This is a genomic window from Pseudomonas sp. RIT409 (assembly GCF_003052515.2).
GTDB lineage: Bacteria > Pseudomonadota > Gammaproteobacteria > Pseudomonadales > Pseudomonadaceae > Aquipseudomonas.
Map to the genome: position 1 here is coordinate 39594 of NZ_QARE02000006.1, position 26361 is coordinate 65954.

The following is a 26361-nucleotide window of genomic DNA, read 5'->3' on the forward strand; positions in this document are numbered from 1 at the left end:
TCAGGCAACCTCGACCGGCGTGCTACTCAACTGGGCCAGCGCTTGGATCACCGAATCCGGTTCCAGGAGACGCAGGCAGTTGTAGTGGCCGAAACGGCAGGTGCGTTCGAAGCATGGGCTGCATTCGATGCCCAACTGCACGATTTCGACCTGATCGGCCAGAGGCGGCGTAAAGCTGGGCGAGGTCGAGCCATACACGGCGACCAAGGGACGGTTGAGCGACGCGGCCACATGCATCAGGCCTGAATCGTTGGAGACCACGGCGTCAGCGCAGGACAGCAGATCAATGGCCTCGGCCAGCGAGGTCGCGCCGCTGAGGTTGCTCGATTCCTCACGCAAGCCGGGAATCAGCCGCTCACGGATGCTTTCGCCCACTGCGTGATCGTTTTTCGAGCCGAACAGCCAGACTTGCCAGCCTTCGCGAATCTTCGCTTCAGCCACTTTGGCGTAATGCTCGGAAGGCCAGCGCTTGGACTCACCGAATTCGGCGCCAGGGCACAGGGCCAACACCGGGCGGTCGAGCGTGAGCCCGAACTTGGCCAGTGCGGCATCGCGGCTGGTGGCTTCGATCCGTAAACTCGGCTGCGGATAAGGACGCGGAATTTCAGCACCTTTGTCAAAGGCCAGCGCCATGAACCGCTCGATCATCAGCGGGTATTTCTGTTTGTCCAACAGGCGAACGTCATTGAGCAGGCCGTAGCGAAATTCGCCCCGCCACCCCGTCCGCTTGGGAATGCCTGCAAAAAAAGGCACCAAGGCCGACTTCAAGGAATTGGGTAACAGGATCGCCTGATCGTACTGGCCCTTCAGAGATTGGCCGATGCGTCGGCGCGTTGCCAACTCCAGTGCGCCGTGGCCGAGCGGAAAGCTCAAGGCCGTGCGCACCTCGGGCATGCGCTCGAGGAGCGGCCGACTCCATTCAGGGGCCAGCACATCGATTTGGCATTGCGGGTGTCGCTGTATCAGGCACTGGAACAGCGTTTGCGCCATCACCATGTCACCGACCCAGCTGGGCCCTACGATCAGAATTCTCATGCTCAATCCAAAACGACCAGAAACGAGCAGGGAGGCCGATCAGGCTGCGTGACGCTTCCACACAGCCTGACGCCTCCCTGTCATAGCTTTATATAAATCCAACAAATTCGGACCCTGTGGCGTTGGTTCTGACGCCATCGCGGGCAAGCGCGCGCCTACAATGGAACGCAGCGCCCCGATCAATCCCGATTTCCCGCAGAAACGCGATGTACCGGTGGCGCGCTTGCCCGCGATGGGGCCGAAGGCTTCCATGAAGAATCCTTCATGCTTCAACTCAACCCCAACTGCCCCCAGATCCGCATCACTTCACGCCGTTCGACTGCGAACTGATCACCGCTGACCACACCCGCATCCTTTTGCAGCGCCTGTCGGTGGGCGGCGGAACGGTAGGCTTTATACACCTCGCGCAACAGGCTGGCATCTGCGGGGGGCATCAGTCCTGCTGCTTCCAGCCCTTCGAGAATACGAATGTTATCGGTGTAGCGAAGCAGCGCGGGATGCTCTCTGGACCAGGCCAAGGCCGCGTATTGCACCATAAATTCGATATCGACGATACCACCGGCATCCTGCTTGAGGTCGAACGATGCCGTGGGTTCGAAGGCATTTTCGCCCTTGCCTGCTGCGGTGCTGCGGGTCCCGAGGTTGTCGCGCATCTTGGCGCGCATGTCGCTGACCTCCCGGCGCAACGTATCCAGATCGCGCTCGCGCCCCAGCACCGAAGCGCGTACGGCTTCGAACCCTTGCCCCACGTCCGCGCTGCCGACCAACACCCGTGCACGGACCAGGGCTTGGTGTTCCCAGGTCCAGGCTTCGTTTTCCTGATAGCGCGAAAATGCGCCCAACGAACTGACCAGCAGCCCCGCCGCCCCCGAGGGCCGCAGACGCATGTCCACTTCGTAGAGCTGGCCCGAGTTCGTCTGCGTGGTGATCAGGTGAATGATCCGCTGCCCCAGACGCGTGAAGAATTGCGCGCCATCGATGGGCTTGGGACCGTCGGTCTCGGCCTGGGGATCGCCATCGTGGATGAACACCAGGTCCAGGTCCGAACCATGACCCAGTTCAATCCCCCCGACCTTCCCGTAGCCGACGATCACGAAACCCGGGTCGCACAAACTGCCATCCGGACGGCGCGGCGCACCGTGACGCGCAACGGTGTGTCGCCACGCCAGTGCCAGAACCTGCTCCAGAATGGCCTCGGCCAGCCAGGTCAGGTAATCGCTGACTTTCATCAACGGCAAACTGCCAGTGATCTCCGAGGCAGCCACCCGCAGACGATGTGCCAGCTTGAAATGACGCAGCGCTTCCATTTGCTGCTCAAGATCGTCTTCAGGGATACGGGTCAGGCGTTCGCGCAACTCGGCAGCCAGTTCAAGCGCCTTTGGCGGGCTGAACAGGCGCCCCTCATTGAGCAACTCGTCGAGCAGCAACGGGAAGCGCGCGATCTGCTCGGCAATCCAGGGACTGGCCGCGCACAGGGTCAGTAAACGGCGCAGTGCGTCGGGGTTTTCGGTCAGCAGGACCAAGTAGGCCGAGCGCCGAGCCACTGCCTCGACCAGAGGCAGCACTCGCTCGAGCACCAGATCAGGATTGTCATGCTCGACGGCTTGGGCCAGCAGGCGCGGGATGAATGCGTCAAGGCGCTCACGCCCCAGCCGTTGCATCGAACGCAGTTGTGAGCTGTTGCGCAGATTGCTCAAGTGCCTGAGGGCTTTCTGGGCATCGGCGAAACCGGCTTCTTGCAGTTGGCGACAGGCGGCTTCCTCGTTCTGCGATTCTTCCCACAGCGGCAACCATTCGCCGCCGACGATCTCGTCACCGCCGTACGCCTGCCCTTCTTCCTCATCCGGGTCGGCGATCACTTGACGGAAATGCCATTCGATCCGACCCCGCCAGTGCATCAGCGTCTGGTGAAACGCGCTCCAATCGGCAAACCCCATGATGAAAGCGACACGCGCTTGATCACGGGGGTCATCGGGCAGCATTTGGGTTTGTCGGTCGGCGATGGCCTGAATTGCATGCTCGGTGTAGCGCAGGAATTCGTAGCCGTCGCGAAGCTCGGCGATGACGGAACTCGGCAGATAACCCTGCCCTTCGAGGGTGCGTAGCACCTTGAGCAGAGGGCGTTGCTGCAGGCTCAGGTCACGTCCGCCGTGGATCAACTGGAAGGCCTGGGCGATGAACTCCACCTCGCGAATACCGCCGGCCCCCAGCTTGATGTTGGCGGCCATGCCTTTACGACGGACCTCCTGTTGAATCAGTTGCTTCATCGTGCGCAGCGCTTCGATGGCGGAAAAGTCCAGATAGCGTCGGTAAACGAAGGGCCGCAGCATCTCCAGCAGCTCCCGGCCGCGAGCCTGATCGCCCCCGACCACTCGCGCCTTGATCATGGCGTAGCGTTCCCAATCGCGCCCTTGATCCTGGTAGTACTGCTCCAGAGCATTGAAGCTGAGCACCAACGCGCCGGACGAACCGTAGGGCCTCAAGCGCATATCGACACGGAACACAAAACCGTCGACCGTCACTGGATCCAACGCCTTGATCAAGCGCTGGCCGAGACGAATGAAAAACTCCTGGTTATCCAGCGGGCGTTTGACTCCGTGGGTCTCACCGCCTTCGGGGTAAGCGAAGATCAGATCAATGTCCGACGACAGGTTGAGCTCCACGGCCCCCAGCTTGCCCATGCCGAGGATGACCATCTGCTGAGGCTCGCCGCTTCGACGCCCAGTCGGCACACCGAATTGCTGGCAGTGTTTGTCGTACAACCACCGATAGGCGAGGTCGATACTGCCATCGGCCATGTCGGACAGGTCGCGGCATGTTTCTACCAAGTCGGCCTGGCGAGTGAGATCGCGCCAGATAATTCGGACTTGCTGCCGCGTCCGTTGACGACGTAGATTACGCCCCAGCTCATCGTCGGTGTTCGCTTCGGCAACCGCAGCGGCGATGTGCTCACGCAGCTCGTTGGCCGCAAAGCTGCGCTCCAACTCACCGGATTCGGCGAGATCGAGCAGCATTTGCGGATCGCGTCCGACGTGTTCGGCGACGAAGTCGCTGGCCGCGCAGACGCGCTCGAAAGCCGCCAGACGTTCGGCAGGCCAGGCCTCGAAAGCGGCCAGGCTCGCGTCGTTCAACGCGGCGAGCGCCGCTCGGACGGTGTGTTGCGCACGAGTGACCAGCGGCAGCAGTGAGGCTGGCAGATCGGCCAGCGAAGGAAGGCTCATGGTCTATCCTTGATCGGCGTTCGAAGGCCGGCCCGGAACCAGCGGTGTACCGCAACATCCGGTCGGACTGTCGAACAAAGGTTAAAAATTGCTGGTATTTGCCTGTTTTTGATTGCCAGCATCAGACGCCCGCTGATCTTTTTATGGTTTCTACCAACATTTTTCATTTGATTCATCGCAAAACTTGGGCGAAAACATCGCCCAACTGTAGTTTTACTACTGTATATACAAGTCAAAAAGCTGAAACAGCCAAAGATTTGTAGTAAAACTACACGGAGCCGGACACCTCTCCGGTCATCCAAGAATTTTACGTCGTCTGCCCACAAGGCCAGTCGCAACAAACTCAGGCAACCGATTCTGGAAGCCTTTCCGCCCTGGAGCAAGCCATGCAAGACCTCGATCCCGTCGAAACCCAGGAATGGCTGGACGCCCTGGAATCGGTTCTCGACAAAGAAGGCGAAGACCGCGCTCACTACCTGATGACCCGTCTGGGTGAACTCGCCACTCGCAGCGGTTCGCAACTGCCCTATTCCATCACCACGCCTTACCGCAACACGATCCCCGTTACCCGCGAAGCACGCATGCCCGGCGACCTGTTCATGGAACGCCGCATCCGTTCGATCGTTCGCTGGAACGCCTTGGCGATGGTCATGCGCGCGAACATGCAGGACCCCGATCTGGGTGGCCACATCTCCACCTTCGCCTCCAGTGCGACGCTCTATGACATCGGCTTCAACTATTTCTTCCAGGCCCCGACCGAGGAACACGGCGGCGACCTGATCTATTACCAAGGCCACGCTTCACCGGGTATCTATGCTCGCGCCTTCCTCGAAGGCCGCTTGAGCGAAGAACAGATGCTCAAATTCCGTCAGGAAGTCGATGGTGGCGGCCTGTCGTCGTACCCGCACCCACACCTGATGCCTGACTTCTGGCAATTCCCGACCGTTTCCATGGGTCTGGGCCCGATCACCGCGATCTACCAGGCACGCTTCATGAAGTACCTGGAAAACCGTGGCTTCATCCCGGCTGGCAAGCAGAAAGTCTGGTGCTTCATCGGTGACGGCGAGTGTGACGAGCCGGAAACCTTGGGCGCCATCTCCCTGGCCGGTCGTGAAAACCTCGACAACCTGATCTTCGTCATCAACTGCAACCTGCAGCGCCTCGACGGCCCGGTTCGCGGCAACGGCAAGATCATTCAGGAACTCGAAGGCGTGTTCCGTGGCGCCAACTGGAACGTCAACAAGGTCATCTGGGGTCGCATGTGGGACCCATTGTTCGCCCAAGACGAAGATGGCCTCATGCAGCGCCGCATGGACAAAGCCATCGACGGCGAGTACCAGAACTACAAGGCCAAAGACGGCGCCTACGTGCGCAAGCACTTCTTCGGCGACGATCCGGAACTGCTCAAGCGCGTCGAGAACCTCTCCGACGACGAGATCTGGAAACTCAACCGTGGCGGCCACGACCCGTACAAGGTCTACGCGGCGTACCATCAGGCGGTCAACCACAAAGGCCAGCCTACCGTCATCCTCGCCAAGACCATCAAGGGCTACGGCACCGGTGCGGGCGAAGCGAAGAACACCGCGCACAACACCAAGAAAGTCGATATCGAGTCGCTGAAGAAATTCCGTGACCGCTTCGACATCCCGCTGAACGATTCGGAACTCGAGTCGCTGCCGTTCTATCGTCCGGCCGAAGACAGCGCGGAAATGAAATACCTGCGCAAGTGCCGCGAGAAACTGGGCGGCTCGCTGCCACAGCGCAACCGCGGCAACATCAGCATCCCGACCCCAGGCCTGGATACGCTGAAATCCATCCTGGACGGCTCCGGCGACCGCGAAATTTCGACCACCATGGCGTTCGGTCGCATCCTCGCCTCGCTGGTGAAAGACAAGGAACTGGGCAAGCGCATCGTTCCGATCCTCGCCGACGAAGCGCGTACCTTCGGTATGGAAGGCATGTTCCGTCAGTTGGGCATCTACTCCCCAGTCGGCCAACTCTACGAGCCAGTCGACCGTGACCAGGTGATGTACTACCGCGAAGAGAAGGACGGCCAGATCCTGCAGGAAGGCCTCAACGAGGCGGGCGCGTTCTCCTCGTTCATCGCTGCCGGTACTGCCTACAGCAACTACAACACCCCGATGCTGCCGGTCTACATCTTCTATTCGATGTTCGGCTTCCAGCGCATCGGCGACCTGGCCTGGGCGGCGGGCGATGCCCAGACGCGCGGTTTCCTGCTGGGCGGCACGTCCGGCCGGACCACGCTCAACGGTGAAGGCCTGCAACACGAAGACGGCCACAGCCACCTGCTGGCCAGCACCATCCCGAACGTGCGCAGCTACGACCCTGCCTATGCCTACGAGCTGGCGGTGATCATGCAGGAAGGCACGCATCGGATGATGACCCTGCAGGAAAACGTCTACTACTACATCACCGTGATGAACGAGAACTACCATCAGCCAGCGATGCCGGCCGGGGTAGAGCAAGGCATCATCAAGGGCATGTACCTGCTGGAAGAAGACAAGCGCGAAGCGGCTCATCACGTTCAACTGATGGGTTCCGGCACCATCCTCAACGAAGTGCGCGAAGCGGCGAAGATCCTGCGCGAGCAGTTCAATATCGGGGCTGACGTCTGGAGCGTCACCAGCTTCAACGAATTGCGCCGCAACGGGCTGGCCGTTGAGCGCAGCAATCGCCTGAAACCCGGTCAGAAGCCGCAACTGAGCTACGTTGAAGAGTGCCTGAACGGCCGTAAAGGTCCGGTCATCGCTTCGACCGACTACATGAAACTGTTCGCTGACCAGATCCGTCAGTGGGTTCCGACCAACGAATACAAGGTTCTGGGCACTGACGGCTATGGCCGCAGCGACAGCCGCAAGAAGCTGCGTCACTTCTTCGAAGTCGACCGTCACTTCATCGTGCTGGCGGCTCTGGAAGCCTTGGCTGATCGCGGCGATATCGAACCGAAAGTCGTGGCGGAAGCCATCACCAAGTTCGGCATCGACCCTGAGAAGCGCAACCCGCTGGACTGCTGAGCGTAGGTCGAGAAGAGCGCTGAACGCATGCGCGAAACAGCCGCCGATGCGGAATTTACTTCGGTAAATGAGCATCCCCGGCTGTTTCGTTGCTGGCGCAACAGCGCAGTCGAGTGAACAGGTTCTCCTGAGGAGAGACATTGTGAGTGAGTTAATTCGTGTACCCGACATCGGCAGCGGTGACGGTGAAGTCATTGAGTTGTTCGTCAAGGTCGGTGATCGCATCGAGGCCGACCAAAGCCTCCTGACCCTGGAGTCGGACAAGGCCAGCATGGAAATTCCGGCGCCGAAAGCCGGTGTCGTCAAAGCACTGAAAGTGAAGCTGGGCGACCGTCTGAAAGAAGGCGACGAACTGCTGGAACTGGAAGTGGAAGGCGACGCGGCCGCCGCACCGGCGGCTGAACCTGCTGCCCAGGCCCCTGCTGCCCCGGCGCCCGCCGCCGAGCAACCCGCTGAAGCCGCGCCTGCACCTGCCGCCGCGCCTGCTGCTGCCGCAAGCGAGTCGGTTCAGGATATCCATGTACCGGACATCGGCTCGTCGGGCAAAGCTCGCATCATCGAGTTGCTGGTCAAGGCCGGCGACAGCATCGAAGCGGATCAATCGCTGATCACGCTGGAATCGGACAAAGCCTCGATGGAGATTCCTTCTCCAGCGGCAGGCGTGGTCGAAAGCATCAGCGTCAAGGTCGAAGACGAAGTCGGCACTGGTGACCTGATCCTGAAACTGAAGGTCGCAGGCGCTGCTCCGGCTGCCGCACCGGCTCCAGCCGCTGCTCCGGCTCAAGCCCCGGCCAAGGCTGAAACCCCTGCCGCCGCATCGGCTCCCGCTCCAGCGCCAAAAGCTGAAGCGGCACCGGCTCCGGCCGCTGCTCCGGCTGCAAGCGGTGCAAAAGTCCACGCAGGCCCGGCAGTTCGCCAACTGGCGCGTGAGTTCGGCGTCGAGCTGAACGCTGTGACGGCTACCGGCCCACACGGCCGCGTCCTGAAGGAAGACGTGCAGGCGTACGTCAAATCCATCATGACCAAGGCCAAAGACTCTCCAGCTGCTGCTGGCGCGACCGGCGGCATGGGCATCCCTCCGGTTCCGGAAGTCGATTTCAGCCGTTTCGGTGAAATCGAAGAAGTGCCGATGACTCGCCTGATGCAACTGGGCGCGACCGGCCTGCACCGCAGCTGGCTGAACATTCCCCACGTCACGCAGTTCGACCAAGCCGACATCACCGACCTGGAAGCTTTCCGCGTCGCGCAGAAAGCCGTCGCTGAAAAAGCGGGCGTGAAGCTGACCGTGCTGCCATTGCTGCTCAAGTCCATCGCGCACCTGCTCAAGGAAATGCCGGACTTCAACAGCTCGCTGGCCCCTAGTGGCAAAGCGGTCATTCGCAAGAAGTACTTCCACATCGGCTTCGCCGTGGATACCCCGGACGGTCTGCTGGTGCCGGTGATCAAGAACGTCGACCAGAAGAGCCTGTTGCAACTGGCGGCGGAAGCGGCCGAGCTGGCCGAGAAAGCCCGCTCCAAAAAGCTGTCGGCCAACGACATGCAAGGTGCCTGCTTCACCATCTCCAGCCTCGGCCACATTGGCGGCACAGGCTTCACGCCGATCGTCAACGCGCCGGAAGTCGCGATCCTGGGCGTGTCCAAGGCCACCATGCAGCCCGTTTGGGACGGCAAAGCCTTCCAGCCTCGTCTGATGCTGCCGCTGTCGCTGTCCTACGACCACCGCGTGATCAATGGTGCTGCGGCTGCGCGTTTCACCAAGCGTTTGAGCGATCTGCTGGCGGACATCCGGACGATCTTGCTGTAAGTCGCACGGGGCTCGCTCCCACGAGCGGGCCTTGGCTGTTTTCGAGCGCCACGCTCGTACCTCAACCCCGCTCAATCAGCGGGGCTTTTTTTGCCGAAGATATGACAGATGGTAGGAGCGCGCTTGGTCCGGGCCGCATCCGGACGATTGGGCATGCCTGCCACCCACAGCGGTGAATGTGCCACCGCCGTCGTCCGGATGCGGCTCAGACCAAGCGCGCTCCTGCGGTCTGCTGGTCGCCGACACTCACGAATAACAACCACTTACCCGCCCTTTACGACAATTCCGACCAACAACCTTTAGTTAATCCACGATTTGCCGACAGATTTATAGCACTAAGCCATCGCGCTCACTTGTCAGCCCGTGCGCCATGATGCAACCTTGCGACACGCGATTTAACGATGGGTTTCTGCCCACGCGCGACCGTACTCTCAAAGCGAGTTCCTTCATGAAAAGCCAACCTGATGCTGCCGCAAGATCGGCAGCCGAGGTCGTGACGCAATTGCCGGTGCCCTCGCGGCTCGGCATGTTGCGTTTCGAGCGGCTGAATGAAGCCAGTTGGGCCATGCTTTACCTGGACCCCAACTGCGAAAAGCAATTCGACATGCCCGCCATCGAGCTGTGCGCCCTGATCGGGGCGCCGTACGCCAGCCTCATGGAGCCCGAGGCACGCTATCAGTTGCACGACTCGGTGCAGACGCAGCTCAGCAAGCACTCGCACTACATCATCCGCTATACCCTACACACCACCCGTGGGCCGCTGGGCCTGATGGAGATCGGTGAAGGCTACCGACAGCACAATCGGGAACTGTTGCGGGGTTACCTGATGGTGGTCAGCGACGTTTTCGACCCCAGCGAGCTCGCCTTCTCCCCCGACCTGGAAGTCCAGAATTCGCGCCTACAGATCGCGCTGGAGCTCAACCAGCGGGCGCAGCACGAACAGTTGCAGCACTTGGAGCGCGTGCGTGCTCAGCAGAACCTGATTTTGCGGCTGACCCGCCATCGTTATCGATCCAGTGATTCGCTGCAGGAAGCGGCCGAGCTGATCACCAAAAACGCCTGCGAAATCTACGACATCGACCGCGCAGCCATCTGGAATCTCAACGGCCAGGTGCTGGAGCCCATTGCCGAGTACAGCCGTGCAGCCGATGAGTACCGCAAGGGTGCGCCCATCGATATCAGCCGCTACCCCAGTTACTTGGAAGCCCTGCACAACAGCCGCGCCATCGACGCTCACGATGTGCAACATGACCCACGCACCCGCGAACTGGCCGAGAGTCTGGGCCCGCGTGACATCAACGCCATTCTCGACGCCAGTATTCGTATCGATGGCCATGTAGTCGGTGTGCTGTGCCTGGAACAGACCGGCGTCACCCGCGAGTGGCAATCGGACGAGATCGCCTTTGCGGGCGAATTGGCCGATCAATTCGCCCAGGCCATCAACAACCACAACCGGCGCGCCGCAACCAATGCACTGCACCTGTTCCAGCGAGCGGTGGAGCAAAGCGCCAACGCGTTCCTGCTGGTGAACCGCGAGGGCGTGGTGGAGTACGTCAACCCAAGTTTCACGGCAATCACCCAATACACCGCCGAGGAGGTCCAGGGCCAGCGCCTATCCGAGTTGCCGGCCCTGGAGAACCTCGACACGCTGCTGCTCGATGCCAATTCCAGCCTGGTCAGTGGCAACAGTTGGCAGGGCGAATTCAAAAGTCGGCGCAAGAACCTGGAACCCTATTGGGGCCAGCTCTCGATCTCCAAGGTCTACGGCGATAACCGCGAACTGACCCATTACATCGGCATCTACGAAGACATCACCCAGGCCAAGCTCTCCCAGCAACGGATCGAGCGCCTGGCGTATACCGACAACCTGACCAACCTGGGCAACCGGCCAGCATTCATTCGCACCCTCGACGAGCATTTCGCCCGCGACGTCGAAACGCCGATCAGCCTGTTGCTGGTCGACATCGACAACTTCAAGCGCATCAACGACAGCCTCGGCCATCAGACGGGCGACAAGCTGCTGATCAGCCTGGCGCGCCGCCTGCGCAACAGCCTGAGCCCGAGCGGTATTCTGGCGCGCTTCGCCAGTAACGAGTTCGCCGTGCTGCTGGACGACACGGCACCGGAAGAAGGTCAGCGCATCGCACAACAGGTGCTGACGACCCTCGACAAGCCCATGTTCGTCGACAATCAGCTGATCAGTGTCACAGGCTCCGTCGGCCTGGCTTGCGCGCCGTTGCATGGCCGCGATCCACAGACGTTGATGAAGAACGCCGGGCTCGCGCTGCACAAGGCGAAAGCCAACGGAAAGCATCAGGTTCAGGTCTTCACCGAGGCGCTCAACGCAGAGGCCAGCTACAAGCTGTTCGTCGAAAACAACCTGCGGCGCGCGCTGACCCAGAACGAACTCGAAGTCTTTTACCAACCCAAGCTCTGCCTTCGCACAGGCCGGCTATTGGGCTTGGAAGCGCTGCTGCGCTGGAACCACCCGGAAAAGGGCATGATTCGTCCGGATCAGTTCATCAGCGTGGCCGAGGAAACCGGCCTGATCATCCCCATCGGGAAATGGGTCGCGCGCCAGTCCTGCCGCATGAGCAAGCAACTGAACGCTGCCGGTTACGGTAACTTGCATGTGGCAATCAACGTGTCGCCCAAACAGTTCTCGGACCCGGAACTGGTCAGCTCGCTGGCCAACATTCTGCGAGAGGAACAGCTCGACCCCTCATTGCTCGAACTCGAGTTAACCGAGGGTCTGCTGCTGGAGGCGACGGAAGATACGCGGCTACAACTGGAATCGTTGAAGACGCTGGGCCTGACCCTGGCCATGGACGACTTCGGAACCGGCTATTCGTCCTTCAGTTACCTGAAGAAATTCCCCATCGATGTGATCAAGATCGACCGCAGTTTCATCCGCGACATTCCGGATGACCAAGACGATATGGAAATCACCTCGGCGGTCATCGCCATGGCGCACAACCTCAAGCTGACGGTGGTGGCCGAGGGCATCGAAACGGCCGAACAACTGGCATTCCTGCGCCGTCATCGCTGCGATGTCGGCCAAGGGTATCTGTTCGACAAGCCCATTCCCGGCGAAGACCTCATCAACGCCTTGCGTCGCTACCCTCGCGTCAGCCGCGGCTGAACCCTTCCCTGCTCTGCCCTTGTGCGGCAAACTGGCCGCCTTGATCGGAATCAGAATCCTCTGACTTCACTTAGCCGTTATCTGTCCAGAGAGGATCGACCTCATGGCCTTGCGCTCGGAAATTCTTGTGAACAAAAGTGATATGCCCACCGCCCAGCAAGCCTTGCCGGGCCGCGAAACGCCGATGGCGCTCCCTGAAACGCACTTCGTCAACGGTCGTCCACTACTGGGACCGTTCTTCGAGGACGTGGAGTTCGCAATCTTCGGTCTGGGTTGCTTCTGGGGTGCGGAACGTCGTTTCTGGCAACGCGAAGGCGTCGTCAGCACGGTCGTGGGCTACGCCGGTGGCTTTACACCAAATCCGACCTATGAAGAAGTCTGTTCGGGGCTGACCGGGCATAGCGAAGTGGTGCTTGTGGTCTACGAGCCTGCGAAGGTCAGCTACGAAGCGCTGCTGGCGATGTTTTGGGAACTGCACAACCCGACTCAGGGCATGCGTCAGGGCAACGACATCGGTACTCAGTACCGCTCGGTGATCTACGCCACCACACCTGACCAATTGGACGCTGCGAAGAAAAGCGCCGAGGTGTATCAGGCCGAATTGAGCAAAGCCGGCCTGGGTCAAATCACCACGGAAATCGATCAGGCGCCGACGGTTTATTTCGCTGAGGCTTATCATCAGCAGTACCTGGCGAAGAACCCGCAGGGTTACTGCGGCATTGGCGGAACCGGGGTGTGCATGCCACCGAGCCTGAATCGCTGATCATCCCGTAGAAGCGCTTGCCCGCGATAGCGTCGGTACCCCGACAGCGTGGGTGACTGATACTCCATTGTTGCAGGCAAGCGCGCTTCTACAGATCGAGCGGGGCGAACTCAAACCTTTCAGACACCCTCATGCCCCTTAGCAGCCCGGCTTGCCAGCAATAGCCCCCTCTCCAAACCGCCACGGCCTCACGCCTCGGCAATCAGCCAATCCAACCGCCAGTCACCCTTGGTTTGCGCCAGCTTTTCTGCCAGCCATGGCAGCAATTCACGCAGTTCTTCTTCCAGCCCCCACGGCGGGTTGGCGATGGCCAGGCCCGAGCCGTTGAGGCTGTTCGGCGTTTCCAGCGGGTGCACCAGCAGCTCGACACGCAGCAGTTTGGGCGCGCCTGTCTCGGCCAGCTCCTGATAGAAACGCTTGAGCGCGCGCGGATCCTTGATCGGGTACCAGATCGCCGCCACGGTCTGACGCATCCGCCCTATCGTCTCCTTGAGCGCTACCGAGCAGCGCTTCATCTCGTCCAACTGCTCGAACGGCGGATCGATCAGCATCACCGCGCGTTTTTCCTGCACCGGCAGCAAAGCACGCGGAACATGCCAGCCTTCGCCCAGATGCACGGCCACGCGCTTGTCATACTTCATGTTGTCCTTGAGCAGTACGCCGTCTTCCGGATGCTTCTCGTTGAGCAGCACGCGGTCCTGCTCGCGTGTCACGCGGCGCGCCAGCTCAGGGGAACCGGGGTAATAACGCAACTCGCCGGTCTTGCGGTTCATGTGACGGATCACATCCAGATACCCGGCCGCCACGGCGGGCACATCGGTAGCGTCCCATAGACGGCCAATACCTTCGATCCACTCGCCCGTGCGGGTGGCCTGATCGCCTTGCAGATCGTAAAGCCCAATGCCGGCGTGGGTGTCGAGGTACGCGAGCGGTTGCTCCTTGCGCGACATCAGCGCAATCAAACGAGTCAGGACGATGTGTTTCAAGACGTCGGCGTGGTTGCCAGCGTGAAAGGCGTGACGGTAGTTCATGGCGGCTCCTGGAAGGCTGCGGAGTTTAGCAAACCAGGCTTGTTTTGGCAGACGCTTCCTCTGTCACGTTTGATCGCCAAACGCCTTCACCTTTAACGTGCGTCGGGCTCTGCATACCGTTTGGAGACACCTTCGAGGGACCGCACACGCCCCACACTGAAGGGGCAGGGTTTCAGCATGACGGTCCCGGAAGGCGCGGCCAGACACGCCGGATGATCGTAGAAATCTGCCCAGCGATTCACGACCTCGTACCCGCCGGCTTTCAATTGATTGAAGTTCCAGTTGTTCAACATGGCAGGCCCTGCCAAGTTGCCCTCGCAATCACGAAGCTTGACCTCGTCACTCCCCTTGAACGTGGTTAGACAGCGCATCTTCTTGCCATCGGGGGAGTGGATTCTGATCTAAAAATAGCCATTACCGATGTTGGCCAGCTCCCAAACGCCCGGATTTTCAGCGCCGAGCTCAATTTCGCCTCGTGGCGCTTGAGAAGGTTCTTCCGCTTGAACAGCCGTCCAGCCAAGGCATGTGAACATGAGACATGACAGGCAGCATTGCACTGCCAGGCGCCCGAGACGGTTCACTATGCATTGCGCTTCTCCATGAGGTCTTTAGCGGCCACCTCGATATGACCCTTTTTTCAAGATAGCGAACGGGAGCGCAGGGCTTGGAACGATCCGAAGTAATGATTAAAGCGAATCGCGATTAGGCGAAATGGTAGGCGTCTTTTCAACGGGCAAAAAAAGCCCCGGTCAAGCCGTTACGAAACCGGGGTCGAGGCATTTGTCCGGGCCAGAAGGTGACCAACCCAAGCTTCGGACAATGATGAGTGAAGCCATTATGTGGATTGAACTAACCGGTTACATAGCTAAAACCGACACCCTGTTGCGCATGCCAGACATCGCCTGCGACAGGTATTGCCGAGTGCGCAGCGCGCTCCCAGAATCGGTGCAACCTCAATAAAAGGAGCGAGCCTCATGATGCATGCAGACCTGATCGACCAGGACGATCTTCTCGGCCAACTCAGAGCCATCGGTTTTGAAATGCCGTCAGGTGCCACGGCCGAGCAAGCGTGCGCTCAGGCCGTCTGCGGCCTCAATGAAGACCGCGCCCGCGCATTGCGGCAGCTGGTCGAGAAGATGCTCAGCGGCAGCGCGACCATCCTGCCTGCCGTGCGCCAGGCGATCGATCAACAGTTGTTGCCGGCGCTGGCGTCGTACAACAAGAGCAAGGCGCACTGAGCGTTCATCTTTGCAGATGCGCGCTTGCCCGTGATGACGGTGTGTCTGCACCCAATACGGCGGCTGACACGCCCTGTTCGCGGGCAAGCGCGCTCCTACGGCCTTACGGTGTGAGTGCTTACAACCTCACACTCGCGAACGTCGATTCGTTGCGCGCCTGGCTCAAGGCCGAGAGCGGACCGGAAAGCGGAGCCAGCACCATCGCTTGCGGAATCGGCATCATCGCCACCTGCTGCGCGGTATTGGAGCCGACACGCTCATCCCGTGGCGGAATGCCGAAGTACTCGCGGTAGCACTTGGAGAAGTGCGGCGTTGAGACAAAACCACAGACCGAAGCCACTTCGATGATCGACATCGGCGTCTGCTTGAGCAGTTGCCGGGCCCGGATCAGGCGCAACTTGAGGTAGTAGCGCGACGGCGAGCAATGCAGGTACTTCTGGAACAGCCTTTCCAACTGACGCCGCGACACCGAGACATAGACGGCCAGTTCATCGAGGTCGATCGGCTCTTCGAGGTTGGCCTCCATCAACGCGACGATTTCCTGAAGCTTGGGCTGATTGGTCCCCAGCATGTGCTTGAGCGGCACGCGCTGGTGATCCTGCTCATTGCGAATGCGCTCATAAACGAACATTTCGGAAATCGCGGCGGACAGCTCACGACCATGATCACGGCTGATCAGGTGCAGCATCATGTCCAGCGGCGCCGTGCCACCGGAGCTGGTGAAGCGGTTACGGTCCAGTGTGAACAGACGCGTGCTCATGGCCACGCGCGGGAAGGCTTCCTGCATCGCCGCCAGACATTCCCAGTGCACGCTGCAATCGAAGCCGTCGAGCAAGCCAGCGCATGCCAACGCCCAACTGCCGGTGCAGACAGCGCCTAGACGACGAGACTGACGGGCCTGGCTCTGCAGCCAGCTCACATGTTCACGGGTGACGGTGCGTTGAATCCCGACGCCGCCGCAGACGATCACGGTGTCCAGCACCGGCGCCTTGTGCATGGCTGCGTCAGGGGTGATCTGCAGACCGTCGCTGGCCCAGACCTGGTTGCCGTCGACGCTCAACGTGGTCCAGCGATACAGCTCACGGCCGGAAAGTTGGTTGGCCATACGCAGTGGCTCAACCGCAGATGCGAGAGAGATCAGTGTGAAATTGTCCAACAGCAGGAAGCCGATGGATTGAGGCGCACGGTTCTGGGGTTGAGCCCCGGAGTTGAACGAAGTCATCACGGTATCTCCTCACACGAAAAGCGGTTGATGGCCCCAAGTCGAGGCTCTTGTTGTTTCGCCCTCATCGCTGGAGAGCTTTGTGTATTGCAACGCAAATGCCATGCCTAAAGTTGAATGAGCATTCAATAACTCTCGTTTGCGACGTCGCGAAGCGTCTATTCGGGAGCGACATGGCTGTTCCGTTAGCGACCTATCGATTGGGAAGCCGCGGGAATGGCGGGCGGGATGAGCAATTCGGTAGCACTCGCGCGAATCAGCGAAAGGTCACTCCGGGGCGAGTGTCACTTCATGCACAGCCGACCGGCGGCAGAAGCGGCTAACGTCGTGCGGCATGGCATTGCGCTATGCCCCCACACTTTACGCGCCAAAAGGCAGCGGCAGGTCTGGCGCGTGATCGAAAAGCGAGCAGTGTCGACAGACCGCTTCAACGGCAGCTGATCGTTCCCACGCTCCGCGTGGTAACGCCGCTCAGGACGCTCCGCGTCCATCGACGGGTGACGCGGAGCGTCACAGGAGGCATGCCCACGCAGAGCGTGGGCACGATCAGGTTCTGCGTCAGATCGTAACGAGGTGTTCAGCACTCCACTGCGCTGACAGCCAGGCCGCCGCGGGAGGTTTCCTTGTATTTGTCGTGCATGTCTGCACCGGTGTCGCGCATGGTGCGAATCACTCGGTCCAGGGAAATGAAATGCTCGCCATCGCCCCGCAAGGCCATCTGCGCTGCGTTGATGGCTTTGACGGCGGCAATCGCGTTGCGCTCGATGCAGGGCACTTGAACCAGGCCGGCCACCGGATCACAGGTCAGCCCCAGGTTATGCTCCAGGCCAATTTCAGCCGCGTTGCACAGCTGTGGAGGCGTCGCTCCCAGAATATCCGCCAGCCCTGCTGCGGCCATTGCGCAGGCCGAGCCCACCTCGCCCTGGCAACCGACTTCCGCACCGGAGATCGACGCATTCTTTTTGCAGAGAATGCCGATCGACGCCGCCCCCAGGAAGTAATCCACCACGTTGGCTTCGCTCACGTCATCGCTGAACTTGACGAAATAATGCAGCACCGCGGGGATAATGCCCGCCGCCCCATTGGTCGGTGCCGTGACCATGCGCCCCCCTGCTGCGTTTTCTTCGTTGACCGCCAGCGCGAACAGGTTGACCCACTCCATGGCGTTGAGAGTCGACCCAATCACGTTCGGCTTGCCCAGCTCCTGCAGGCTGCGATGCAACCGTGCGGCACGGCGACGTACATTCAACCCGCCCGGCAGGACGCCCTCCTCTTTCAGGCCGTGCTCGACGCAATCCTGCATTGCCTTCCACAGCCGCATCAGGCCGGCGCGAATTTCGCCTTCGCTGCGCCAAACCTTCTCGTTTTCCATCATCAATTCCGACACACGCAAGTTGTGCTGCTTGCACAGCCTGAGCAATTCTTCGGCGCTGGAGAATTCATAAGGCAGAACGGTGTTATCGGCGTCGAGTACACCACTGGCGGCTTGTGCCTCGTCCACCACGAAACCGCCACCTACCGAATAATAGGTGTCGCGATGCAGCTCGCCGTTGGCGTCGAAGGCGATGAGGCGCATGGCGTTGGGGTGGTACGGCAAGTTTTCGTCGAGCAACAGCATGTCGCGCTGCCAGATGAACGGCACCGGGTGGTCACCATTGAGTTTCAGGGTCTCGGTTTCGCGCAATTCGGCAATGTGACGACCGATCTGGGAAGGATCGATTGCATCCGGCCATTCGCCCATCAAGCCCATGATCACCGCATTGTCACTGCCGTGGCCGACACCGGTCGCGGACAGCGAGCCGTATAGACGGACTTCAATGCGATCGACCTGCGCCAGACGGTCGTTTTCACGCAAGCTTTGAACGAACAAGGCCGCCGCTCGCATCGGCCCGACGGTGTGGGAGCTCGAGGGGCCGATTCCGATCTTGAACAGGTCGAACACGCTGATAGCCATTTACCGCAAACCTCCGAATAACAGGGCTTCCGGCACGCCAGGCGGCCGGCGACGGAGCTGCTACGCTTCAAGCTGCGACCCGTCGAGATAGCCGCATCATCAGCCTTTTATCCAGAAGGGCGGCGTCTCACACCGACTCACTCTTGTCCACGAACGCCGTGATAAGCAGGTACCCACGCCCCCGAAGCAGCGCCACCGATTTCGACACTTTTTGCCGCTTTGACACTCGAAAACCGGTCGGCGGGTGGGGAAAAAAGCTGTAAGCGACGTCACCGACACTGGATACGACCCCCTCTGTACTGGTTACGACGCACCCTGTAGGCGTTTGTTTTTCCCTGTTACATGATCGTTAGCGACTCAATCGCCATACGCAGTGATAGAGCTGTTTTCCTACTTGACTCGCCGACACCAGAAAACGCGTCAGCTTCGCCTGATGCCGAGAAGAAAACACCTAAGGAGTCCAACCATGAAAGGTTCACATAAGCTGTTGCTGGGCGTTGCGCTGAGTCTGCCACTGGTAGCGCAGGCCGCGGAGCCCGCCGCTTGCCAGACCGTCAATTTCTCCGATGTGGGCTGGACCGACATCACGGCCACCACCGCCGTGACCAGCGTGGTGCTGCAGTCGCTGGGCTACAAGACCAAAACCACCATGATTTCCGTGCCCGTGACCTATAAATCACTGGCCGATGGCAAGAATATGGACGTGTTCCTCGGCAACTGGATGCCGACCATGGAAAACGACATCAAGGCTTACCGCGACGCCGGAACCGTGGAAACCGTGCGCGCCAACCTTGAAAACGCCAAGTACACCCTCGCCGTACCTCAAGCCCTTTATGACAAAGGCCTGCACGACTTCGCGGACATCGTCAAATTCAAGAAGGAGCTGGACGGCAAGATCTATGGCATCGAGCCAGGCAACGACGGCAACCGATTGATTCAGAGCATGATCGACAAGAACGCCTTCGGCCTGAAAGACGCCGGTTTCAAAGTCGTCGAATCCAGCGAAGCGGGCATGCTTTCGCAAGTGGATCGCGCCTCCAAACGTGGGACGGATGTCGTGTTCCTGGGTTGGGAACCGCACCCGATGAACACGCGCTTCAAGATCCAATACCTGACCGGTGGCGATGACTATTTCGGTCCGAACTTTGGCCAGGCGACCGTTTACACCAACGTGCGCAAGGGCTACACCAGCGAATGCGCCAACGTCGGCCAACTGCTGAAGAACCTCTCGTTCACCCTGCCGATGGAGAGCGGCCTGATGGGCAACATCCTCGACGACAAAATGAAGCCTGAAGCCGCCGCCAAGGCATGGCTGAAGAAGAACCCGCAAATTCTCGACACCTGGCTGGCGGGTGTCACCACAGTGGACGGTAAGCCTGGCCTGGACGCCGCTAAAGCCGAGCTGACGAAGTAACTCGACAGGCAGGCGGGTTCGCCCGCCTGTTGTCCTCTTTTCATCCCGCACGCGGACAATCGATATCATGCTGACTGATCATAAAATCCCCCTGGGCGAGTACATTGCCGGTTTTGTCGAATGGCTGACGCAGCACGGCGCCAGCACCTTCGACGCCATCGCCTCGAGTCTCGAATCCATGATCCATGGACTGACCGCCGGTCTGACCTGGTTCAACCCATTCGTTCTGATCGGCCTGATTGCTCTGCTTGCTCACTACATCCAACGCAAGTGGGGGCTGACCGCCTTCGTCGTGGCCTCTTTTCTGCTGATCCTTAACCTGGGTTACTGGCAGGAAACGATGGAAACCCTGGCGCAAGTGCTGTTCGCGACCCTCGTGTGCGTCGTGATCGGCGTCCCACTGGGGATCGTCGCCGCGCACAAACCCTGGTTCTACACCGCCATGCGACCGATCCTCGACCTCATGCAGACGGTCCCGACGTTCGTTTACCTGATTCCAACCCTGACTCTTTTCGGACTGGGCGTCGTGCCGGGTCTGATTTCGACGGTCGTGTTCGCGATTGCCGCGCCTATCCGTCTGACGTATCTGGGCATCTGCGATGTCCCGCAGGAACTCCTCGACGCTGGTAAGGCCTTCGGCTGCTCCCGCCGTCAATTACTGTCCCGTATCGAACTGCCCCACGCCATGCCAAGCATCGCGGCCGGTATCACCCAGTGCATCATGCTGTCGTTGTCGATGGTGGTGATCGCCGCACTGGTGGGTGCCGACGGCCTGGGCAAACCCGTGGTCAACGCACTGAACACTGCTGATATCGCCCTGGGCTTCGAAGCAGGCCTGGCGATCGTATTGCTGGCGATCATGCTCGACCGTATCTGCAAACAACCCGACGCTAAAGTGAGGGCCGACGCATGAGCATCATCAAATTCGACCAGGTAGACGTCGTCTTCTCCAAAGACCCGCGCGAGGCTCTCAAGCTGCTGGATCAGGGCCTTGCGCGGCCAGAAATCCTGAAGAAAACCGGCCAGATCGTCGGTGTCGAAAAAGCCAGCCTGGAAATCAACAAAGGCGAAATCTGCGTGCTGATGGGGTTGTCCGGCTCGGGCAAATCCAGCCTGCTGCGCTGCATCAACGGGCTGAACACGGTCAGCCGCGGGTCGCTGTTCGTCGAGCACGAAGGCAAGCAGATCAACATCGCCAACTGTTCGGCGGCCGAATTGAAAATGATGCGTACCAAACGCATCGCGATGGTGTTTCAAAAGTTCGCGTTGATGCCCTGGCTGACGGTTCGCGAGAACATCAGTTTCGGTCTGGAAATGCAGGGGCGCCCCGAGAAAGAACGCCGTCAGTTGGTGGACGAAAAACTCGAACTGGTGGGCCTGACCCAATGGCGTAACAAGAAGCCAGACGAACTGTCGGGCGGTATGCAGCAACGCGTGGGCCTGGCGCGCGCGCTGGCGATGGATGCCGACATTCTGCTGATGGACGAACCCTTCTCGGCACTCGATCCGCTGATCCGCCAGGGCTTGCAGGATGAACTGCTGGTTCTGCAGAAAAAACTGCACAAGACCATCGTGTTCGTGAGTCACGACCTGGACGAAGCCCTCAAGCTCGGTACTCGAATCGCGATCATGAAAGACGGCAAGATCATTCAGTACAGCGTGCCGGAAGAAATCGTGCTCAACCCGGCGGACGAATATGTGCGCACCTTCGTTGCCCACACCAACCCGCTGAACGTACTGTGCGGCCGCAGCCTGATGCGCTCGATCAATGACTGCACCCGCATCAACGGCTCCCAGGTATGCCTGGACCCGGGCGACGATTCCTGGATCGACCTCGCCGAAGGCAACACCATCAAAGGCCTGCGTCAGCATGGCACGGCGGTGGACCTGCAGAGCTGGGAGCCAGGTCAATCGGTTGAAAACCTTGGCCGCAAGCCCACCGTCGTGCACTCCAACATCGGCATGCGCGATGCCCTGCAAATTCGTTATCACACTGGCAACAAGCTGGTGCTGCAAGAGAATAACCAGTTGGTCGGCATCCTCGGCGACAGCGAGCTTTACCACGCACTGCTGGGCAAGAACCACGGATAAGTCAGGTGATCGTTCCCACGCTCCGCGTGGGAACGCATTCCGGGACGCTCTGCGCCCCATGGGGTGACGCGGAGCGTCAAACACGGCATTCCCACGCGGAGCATGGGAACGATCATCGATCGCGGGCAAGCGCGCTCCTACAGAGTGTCGATCCAAGGCTCTAGAACGGGGATATTCGCGGTTTTTCCGCACGCCCATCGTTTTTTGTTGTTTGAACGTTCAATCAAAAAGCAATAGACTGGAGCCCGTTTTCAGTCATTCACGATCACCCGGCGAGCCAAGGAGACGCGAGATGCCCAAGGTCGGTATGCAACCCATTCGGCGGCAACAACTGATCCAAGCCACCCTGACGGCGGTGGATCAGGTCGGGATGGGCGAGGCTAGCATTTCGGTGATTGCCAAACTGGCCGGGGTCTCCAACGGCATCATCAGTCATTACTTTCAGGACAAAAACGGTCTGATCGCAGCCACCATGCGCCACCTGATGAACGCGCTGATCGTCAACGTTGCCGAGCGCCGTCAGGCGCTGACAGACGACAGCCCGCGAGCGCACCTGAAAGTGATCATCGAGGGCAATTTCGATGCCAGCCAGGTGAATGGCCCAGCGATGAAAACCTGGCTGGCCTTCTGGGCCACCAGCATGCATTCGCCTTCGCTGCACCGTCTGCAGCGCATCAACGATCACCGCCTGTATTCGAACCTGTGTTGCCAGTTCCGCCGCGTCTTGACGCTGGACGACGCCCGTACCGCCGCCCGAGGGCTGGCAGCGTTGATCGACGGCCTGTGGCTGCGCGGTGCGCTTTCGGGAGACGCCTTCGATACCGAGCAGGCTCAGCAGATCGCCTTCGAATACATGGATTTGCAACTGGCGAAAGCGGTGGGCTGAGACCGCCGCCGAACACTGACCGGCACGGTGCGCCCTGCAACGGTCAACGCCAATCACCGATAAACGAGAGGACACTATGGCCCGTTTCGAATTGCAAAAACTCTACATTGACGGTGGTTACGTCGACGCCAGCAGCGACGCGACGTTCGAAGCCATCAACCCGGCTAACGGCGAAGTGCTCGCCCTCGTCCAGCGGGCCTCTCAGGCCGATGTCGAACGCGCGGTAACCAGCGCCGAAAAGGGCCAGAAAATCTGGGCTGCGATGACCGCCATGGAGCGCTCGCGCATTCTGCGTCGGGCCGTCGATATTCTGCGCGAGCGCAACGACGAGTTGGCAGAGCTGGAAACCCTCGACACGGGCAAGGCGATTTCCGAAACCAAATACGTCGACATCGTCACCGGTGCGGACGTGCTGGAGTACTACGCCGGCCTGGTCCCAGCCATCGAAGGCGAACAGATCCCGCTGCGGTCGTCGTCCTTCGTCTATACCCGCCGCGAACCGCTGGGTGTGACCGTCGGCATCGGCGCCTGGAACTACCCGATCCAGATCGCGCTGTGGAAGTCCGCCCCCGCGCTGGCAGCCGGGAATGCGATGATCTTCAAGCCCAGTGAAGTCACCTCGCTGACGACCCTCAAACTGGCAGAAATCTACACCGAGGCGGGCGTGCCCGATGGCGTGTTCAACGTGCTGACCGGCAGCGGTCGCGAGGTCGGCACCTGGCTGACCGAGCACCCTCGCATCGAGAAAGTCTCGTTCACCGGCGGTACCGACACTGGCAAAAAAGTCATGGCCAGTGCGTCCAGTTCGTCACTCAAAGAGGTGACCATGGAGCTGGGCGGCAAGTCGCCGCTGATCATCTGCGACGACGCCGATCTGGACCGGGCCGCTGACATCGCGATGATGGCCAACTTCTACAGTTCGGGTCAGGTCTGCACCAACGGCACCCGGGTATTCGTGCCGAGCGCGTTGAAAACCGCATTCGAGGCGAAGATCGTCGAACGCGTGAAGCGCATTCGCGCAGGCAACCCGCAGGATGACAACACCAATTTCGGCCCCCTGGTCAGCTTCGCTCACATGGAAAGCGTGTTGGGCTACATCGCCAAGGGCAAGGAACAGGGGGCGCGCCTGTTGATCGGCGGCGAACGCCTCACCGAGGGCGACTTCGCCAAAGGTGCCTTCGTGGCACCGACCGTGTTCACCGACTGCACGGATGACATGGTCATCGTCCAGGAGGAAATCTTCGGCCCGGTGATGAGCATCCTCAGCTATGAGACCGAGGAAGAAGTGATCCGCCGCGCCAACGACACCGAATTCGGCCTGGCTGCCGGGATCGTCACCCGCGATCTGAATCGCGCCCATCGCGTGATCCATCAATTGGAGGCAGGGATCTGCTGGATCAACGCCTGGGGCGAGTCCGACGCCAAGATGCCGGTCGGTGGCTACAAGCAATCGGGCGTGGGCCGCGAGAACGGGATCAGTTCGTTGGCGCAGTACACGCGATTGAAGTCTGTCCAGGTTGAATTGGGCGAATACAGCTCGGTGTTCTAAGGCCGCCGATCAGCTTCAAGCGGCAAGCTTCAAGAAAGATCACAAGCAGATCGAGTTGGCCGCTCCCTCTATCAATCTGGCAGGCGCCGCCTCGCTGCTTTTTCTTGCAGCTTGAAGCTTGCGCTTGCAGCTCCCCGAAGGAGGAATATCTTGGAATACGATTACATCATCGTAGGCGCCGGTTCCGCCGGTAACACACTGGCCGCGCGTCTGACCGAAGACCCCGGCGTCACGGTGCTTCTGCTGGAAGCCGGCGGGCCTGACTATCGCGCGGACTTCCGGACCCAGATGCCCGCGGCCCTCGCCTTCCCGCTCCAAGGCCGCCGGTACAACTGGGCCTACGAAACCGACCCGGAACCGCACATGAACAACCGTCGGATGGAATGTGGCCGCGGCAAGGGGTTGGGTGGATCGTCCTTGATCAACGGCATGTGCTACATCCGCGGCAATGCCATGGACTACGACGGTTGGGCGAAGCTGCCTGGCCTGGAAAACTGGACCTACCTGGACTGTCTGCCGTATTTCCGCAAGGCCGAGACCCGCGACATCGGCCCCAACGACTATCACGGGGGCGACGGTCCGGTCAGCGTGACGACGCCCAAGGCGGGGAACAACCCGCTGTTCCACGCGATGGTCGAGGCCGGGGTTCAAGCCGGCTATCCGCGTACCGACGACCTCAACGGCTATCAACAGGAAGGTTTCGGCCCGATGGATCGCACGGTGACCCCCAATGGGCGTCGCGCCAGCACCGCGCGCGGTTACCTGGATGTCGCCAAGCAGCGTAATACGCTGACAATTGTCACCCATGCCCTGGCCGATCGCATCCTGTTCGACGGCAAGCGCGCCGTGGGCGTGACCTATCTGGTGGGCAACAGCGACACCCGCATCGAAGCGCGTGCACGTAAGGAAGTGATCGTCAGCAGCGGTGCGATTGCCTCGCCGCAACTGTTGCAACGCTCGGGTGTGGGCCCTGCCGAATTACTGAAGAAACTCGACATTCCTGTGGTGCACGACTTGCCGGGCGTGGGCGAAAACCTTCAGGACCACCTGGAGATGTACCTGCAATACGCTTGCAAGGAACCCGTCTCGCTCTACCCGTCACTGCTGTGGTGGAACCAGCCAGCAATCGGGGCGAAGTGGATGTTCCTCGGCAAAGGCATTGGCGCCAGCAACCAGTTCGAGGCCGGCGGCTTCATCCGCAGCCGAGAGGAGTTCGAGTGGCCGAACATTCAATACCACTTCCTGCCGGTGGCGATTAACTACAACGGCAGCAATGGCGTCAAAGAACACGGCTTCCAGGCTCATGTGGGGTCGATGCGTTCGCCAAGCCGTGGCCGGGTGCAACTGAAGTCGAAGGACCCCCGGCAACATCCGAGCATTCTGTTTAACTACATGGCCACCGAACAGGACTGGCAGGAGTTTCGTGACGGCATTCGCTTGACCCGCGAAATCATGGCTCAGCCCGCGCTGGACAAATACCGGGGCCGCGAAATCAGCCCGGGCATCGAGGTGCAGACGGACGAGCAGTTGGACGCCTTCGTGCGCGAGCACGCCGAGACAGCGTTTCACCCTTCCTGCTCCTGCAAGATGGGCACCGACGACATGGCCGTGGTCGATAGCCAGGGTCGCGTTCACGGTATGCAGGGTCTGCGAGTGGTCGATGCCTCGATCATGCCGATCATCACGACCGGCAACCTCAACGCGCCGACTATCATGATGGCCGAGAAGATCGCCGACAACATTCGCGGTCGTCAGCCTCTGCCGCGCAGCACCGCCACCTACTACGTGGCCGGCGATGCGCCGGTACGGGGCAAGCCGATGCGGGAGATCCACACCGCTTGATCCCGTAGGAGCGCGCTTGCCCGCGACAGCGTCGGGTCAGTTGACACCGCAGCGTCTGGCAGTGCGCAGTCGCGGGCAATGGCGCTCCTACAGGGTTGGCGCAGTCGATATATGGCGTTCCTCCCCCGCCACAG

17 protein-coding genes are annotated in these 26361 nt (G+C 60.3%); 11 read left to right on the plus strand and 6 right to left on the minus strand.

Annotated elements, in window-relative coordinates:
* Together waaF and glnE are read right to left on the minus strand one after the other, a co-directional pair.
* Positions 1-1035: a lipopolysaccharide heptosyltransferase II gene (waaF, locus tag DBP26_RS09670; RefSeq protein ID WP_108237359.1), complete on the minus strand. Its 1035-nt coding sequence runs from the start codon at positions 1033-1035 to the stop codon at positions 1-3.
* Between the two features lie 269 nt (positions 1036-1304).
* The gene (glnE, locus tag DBP26_RS09675) at positions 1305-4256 is read right to left on the minus strand and encodes a bifunctional [glutamate--ammonia ligase]-adenylyl-L-tyrosine phosphorylase/[glutamate--ammonia-ligase] adenylyltransferase (protein ID WP_108237360.1); all 2952 of its coding nucleotides are present in this window, start codon (positions 4254-4256) and stop codon (positions 1305-1307) included.
* 386 nt (positions 4257-4642) lie between these two features.
* Here glnE and aceE point away from each other — a divergent pair, with 386 nt between their 5' ends.
* The 4 genes from aceE to msrA all read left to right on the plus strand — a co-directional run bounded on the left by aceE (position 4643) and on the right by msrA (position 13000).
* On the plus strand, positions 4643-7291 hold the full coding sequence (aceE, locus tag DBP26_RS09680) for a pyruvate dehydrogenase (acetyl-transferring), homodimeric type (protein ID WP_108237361.1): 2649 nt from the start codon (positions 4643-4645) through the stop codon (positions 7289-7291).
* 142 nt (positions 7292-7433) lie between these two features.
* Positions 7434-9095 (plus strand): dihydrolipoyllysine-residue acetyltransferase, encoded by a 1662-nt coding sequence (aceF, locus tag DBP26_RS09685; RefSeq protein ID WP_108237362.1) that lies wholly within the window; start codon positions 7434-7436, stop codon positions 9093-9095.
* A gap of 448 nt (positions 9096-9543) precedes the next feature.
* Positions 9544-12237, plus strand: coding sequence for an EAL domain-containing protein (locus DBP26_RS09690; protein WP_108237363.1), 2694 nt, complete (start codon positions 9544-9546; stop codon positions 12235-12237).
* A gap of 103 nt (positions 12238-12340) precedes the next feature.
* Positions 12341-13000: a peptide-methionine (S)-S-oxide reductase MsrA gene (gene msrA / locus DBP26_RS09695; protein ID WP_108237364.1), complete on the plus strand. Its 660-nt coding sequence runs from the start codon at positions 12341-12343 to the stop codon at positions 12998-13000.
* Positions 13001-13188: 188 nt separating this feature from the next.
* On the opposite strand, the gene rlmJ is transcribed toward msrA, so the two are convergent.
* Both rlmJ and DBP26_RS09705 read right to left on the minus strand, forming a co-directional pair.
* Positions 13189-14031 (minus strand): 23S rRNA (adenine(2030)-N(6))-methyltransferase RlmJ, encoded by an 843-nt coding sequence (gene rlmJ, locus DBP26_RS09700; protein ID WP_108237365.1) that lies wholly within the window; start codon positions 14029-14031, stop codon positions 13189-13191.
* A gap of 92 nt (positions 14032-14123) precedes the next feature.
* Positions 14124-14324 (minus strand): hypothetical protein, encoded by a 201-nt coding sequence (locus DBP26_RS09705; protein ID WP_146749670.1) that lies wholly within the window; start codon positions 14322-14324, stop codon positions 14124-14126.
* Between the two features lie 681 nt (positions 14325-15005).
* Here DBP26_RS09705 and DBP26_RS09710 point away from each other — a divergent pair.
* A complete protein-coding gene (locus DBP26_RS09710) occupies positions 15006-15269 on the plus strand; it encodes a hypothetical protein (RefSeq protein WP_108237367.1) in 264 nt (87 codons plus the stop codon).
* Between the two features lie 118 nt (positions 15270-15387).
* Here DBP26_RS09710 and DBP26_RS09715 read toward each other — a convergent pair whose 3' ends face one another.
* Positions 15388-16491, minus strand: a complete 1104-nt coding sequence (locus DBP26_RS09715) for a GlxA family transcriptional regulator (RefSeq protein WP_108237368.1) — start codon at positions 16489-16491, stop codon at positions 15388-15390.
* Positions 16492-17068: 577 nt separating this feature from the next.
* Positions 17069-18445, minus strand: a complete 1377-nt coding sequence (locus tag DBP26_RS09720; protein WP_108237369.1) for an L-serine ammonia-lyase — start codon at positions 18443-18445, stop codon at positions 17069-17071.
* A gap of 466 nt (positions 18446-18911) precedes the next feature.
* Here DBP26_RS09720 and DBP26_RS09725 point away from each other — a divergent pair, with 466 nt between their 5' ends.
* The 6 genes from DBP26_RS09725 (at position 18912) to betA (ending at position 26227) form a co-directional block, all read left to right on the plus strand.
* On the plus strand, positions 18912-19859 hold the full coding sequence (locus DBP26_RS09725; RefSeq protein ID WP_108237370.1) for a choline ABC transporter substrate-binding protein: 948 nt from the start codon (positions 18912-18914) through the stop codon (positions 19857-19859).
* 64 nt (positions 19860-19923) lie between these two features.
* Positions 19924-20772: a choline ABC transporter permease subunit gene (choW, locus tag DBP26_RS09730; RefSeq protein ID WP_177411040.1), complete on the plus strand. Its 849-nt coding sequence runs from the start codon at positions 19924-19926 to the stop codon at positions 20770-20772.
* Positions 20769-21950 carry a choline ABC transporter ATP-binding protein gene (gene choV / locus DBP26_RS09735; RefSeq protein WP_108237372.1) on the plus strand — a complete coding sequence of 394 codons (1182 nt, stop codon included), beginning with the start codon at positions 20769-20771 and terminating at the stop codon, positions 21948-21950. Before choW ends, choV begins: the two co-directional genes overlap by 4 nt.
* Positions 21951-22242: 292 nt before the next feature.
* A complete protein-coding gene (gene betI / locus DBP26_RS09745; RefSeq protein ID WP_108237373.1) occupies positions 22243-22836 on the plus strand; it encodes a transcriptional regulator BetI in 594 nt (197 codons plus the stop codon).
* Between the two features lie 76 nt (positions 22837-22912).
* Positions 22913-24385: a betaine-aldehyde dehydrogenase gene (gene betB / locus DBP26_RS09750; RefSeq protein WP_108237374.1), complete on the plus strand. Its 1473-nt coding sequence runs from the start codon at positions 22913-22915 to the stop codon at positions 24383-24385.
* A 150-nt stretch (positions 24386-24535) separates the two neighbouring features.
* Positions 24536-26227, plus strand: a complete 1692-nt coding sequence (gene betA / locus DBP26_RS09755; RefSeq protein WP_256601580.1) for a choline dehydrogenase — start codon at positions 24536-24538, stop codon at positions 26225-26227.
* The last annotated feature ends 134 nt before the right edge of the window (positions 26228-26361 follow it).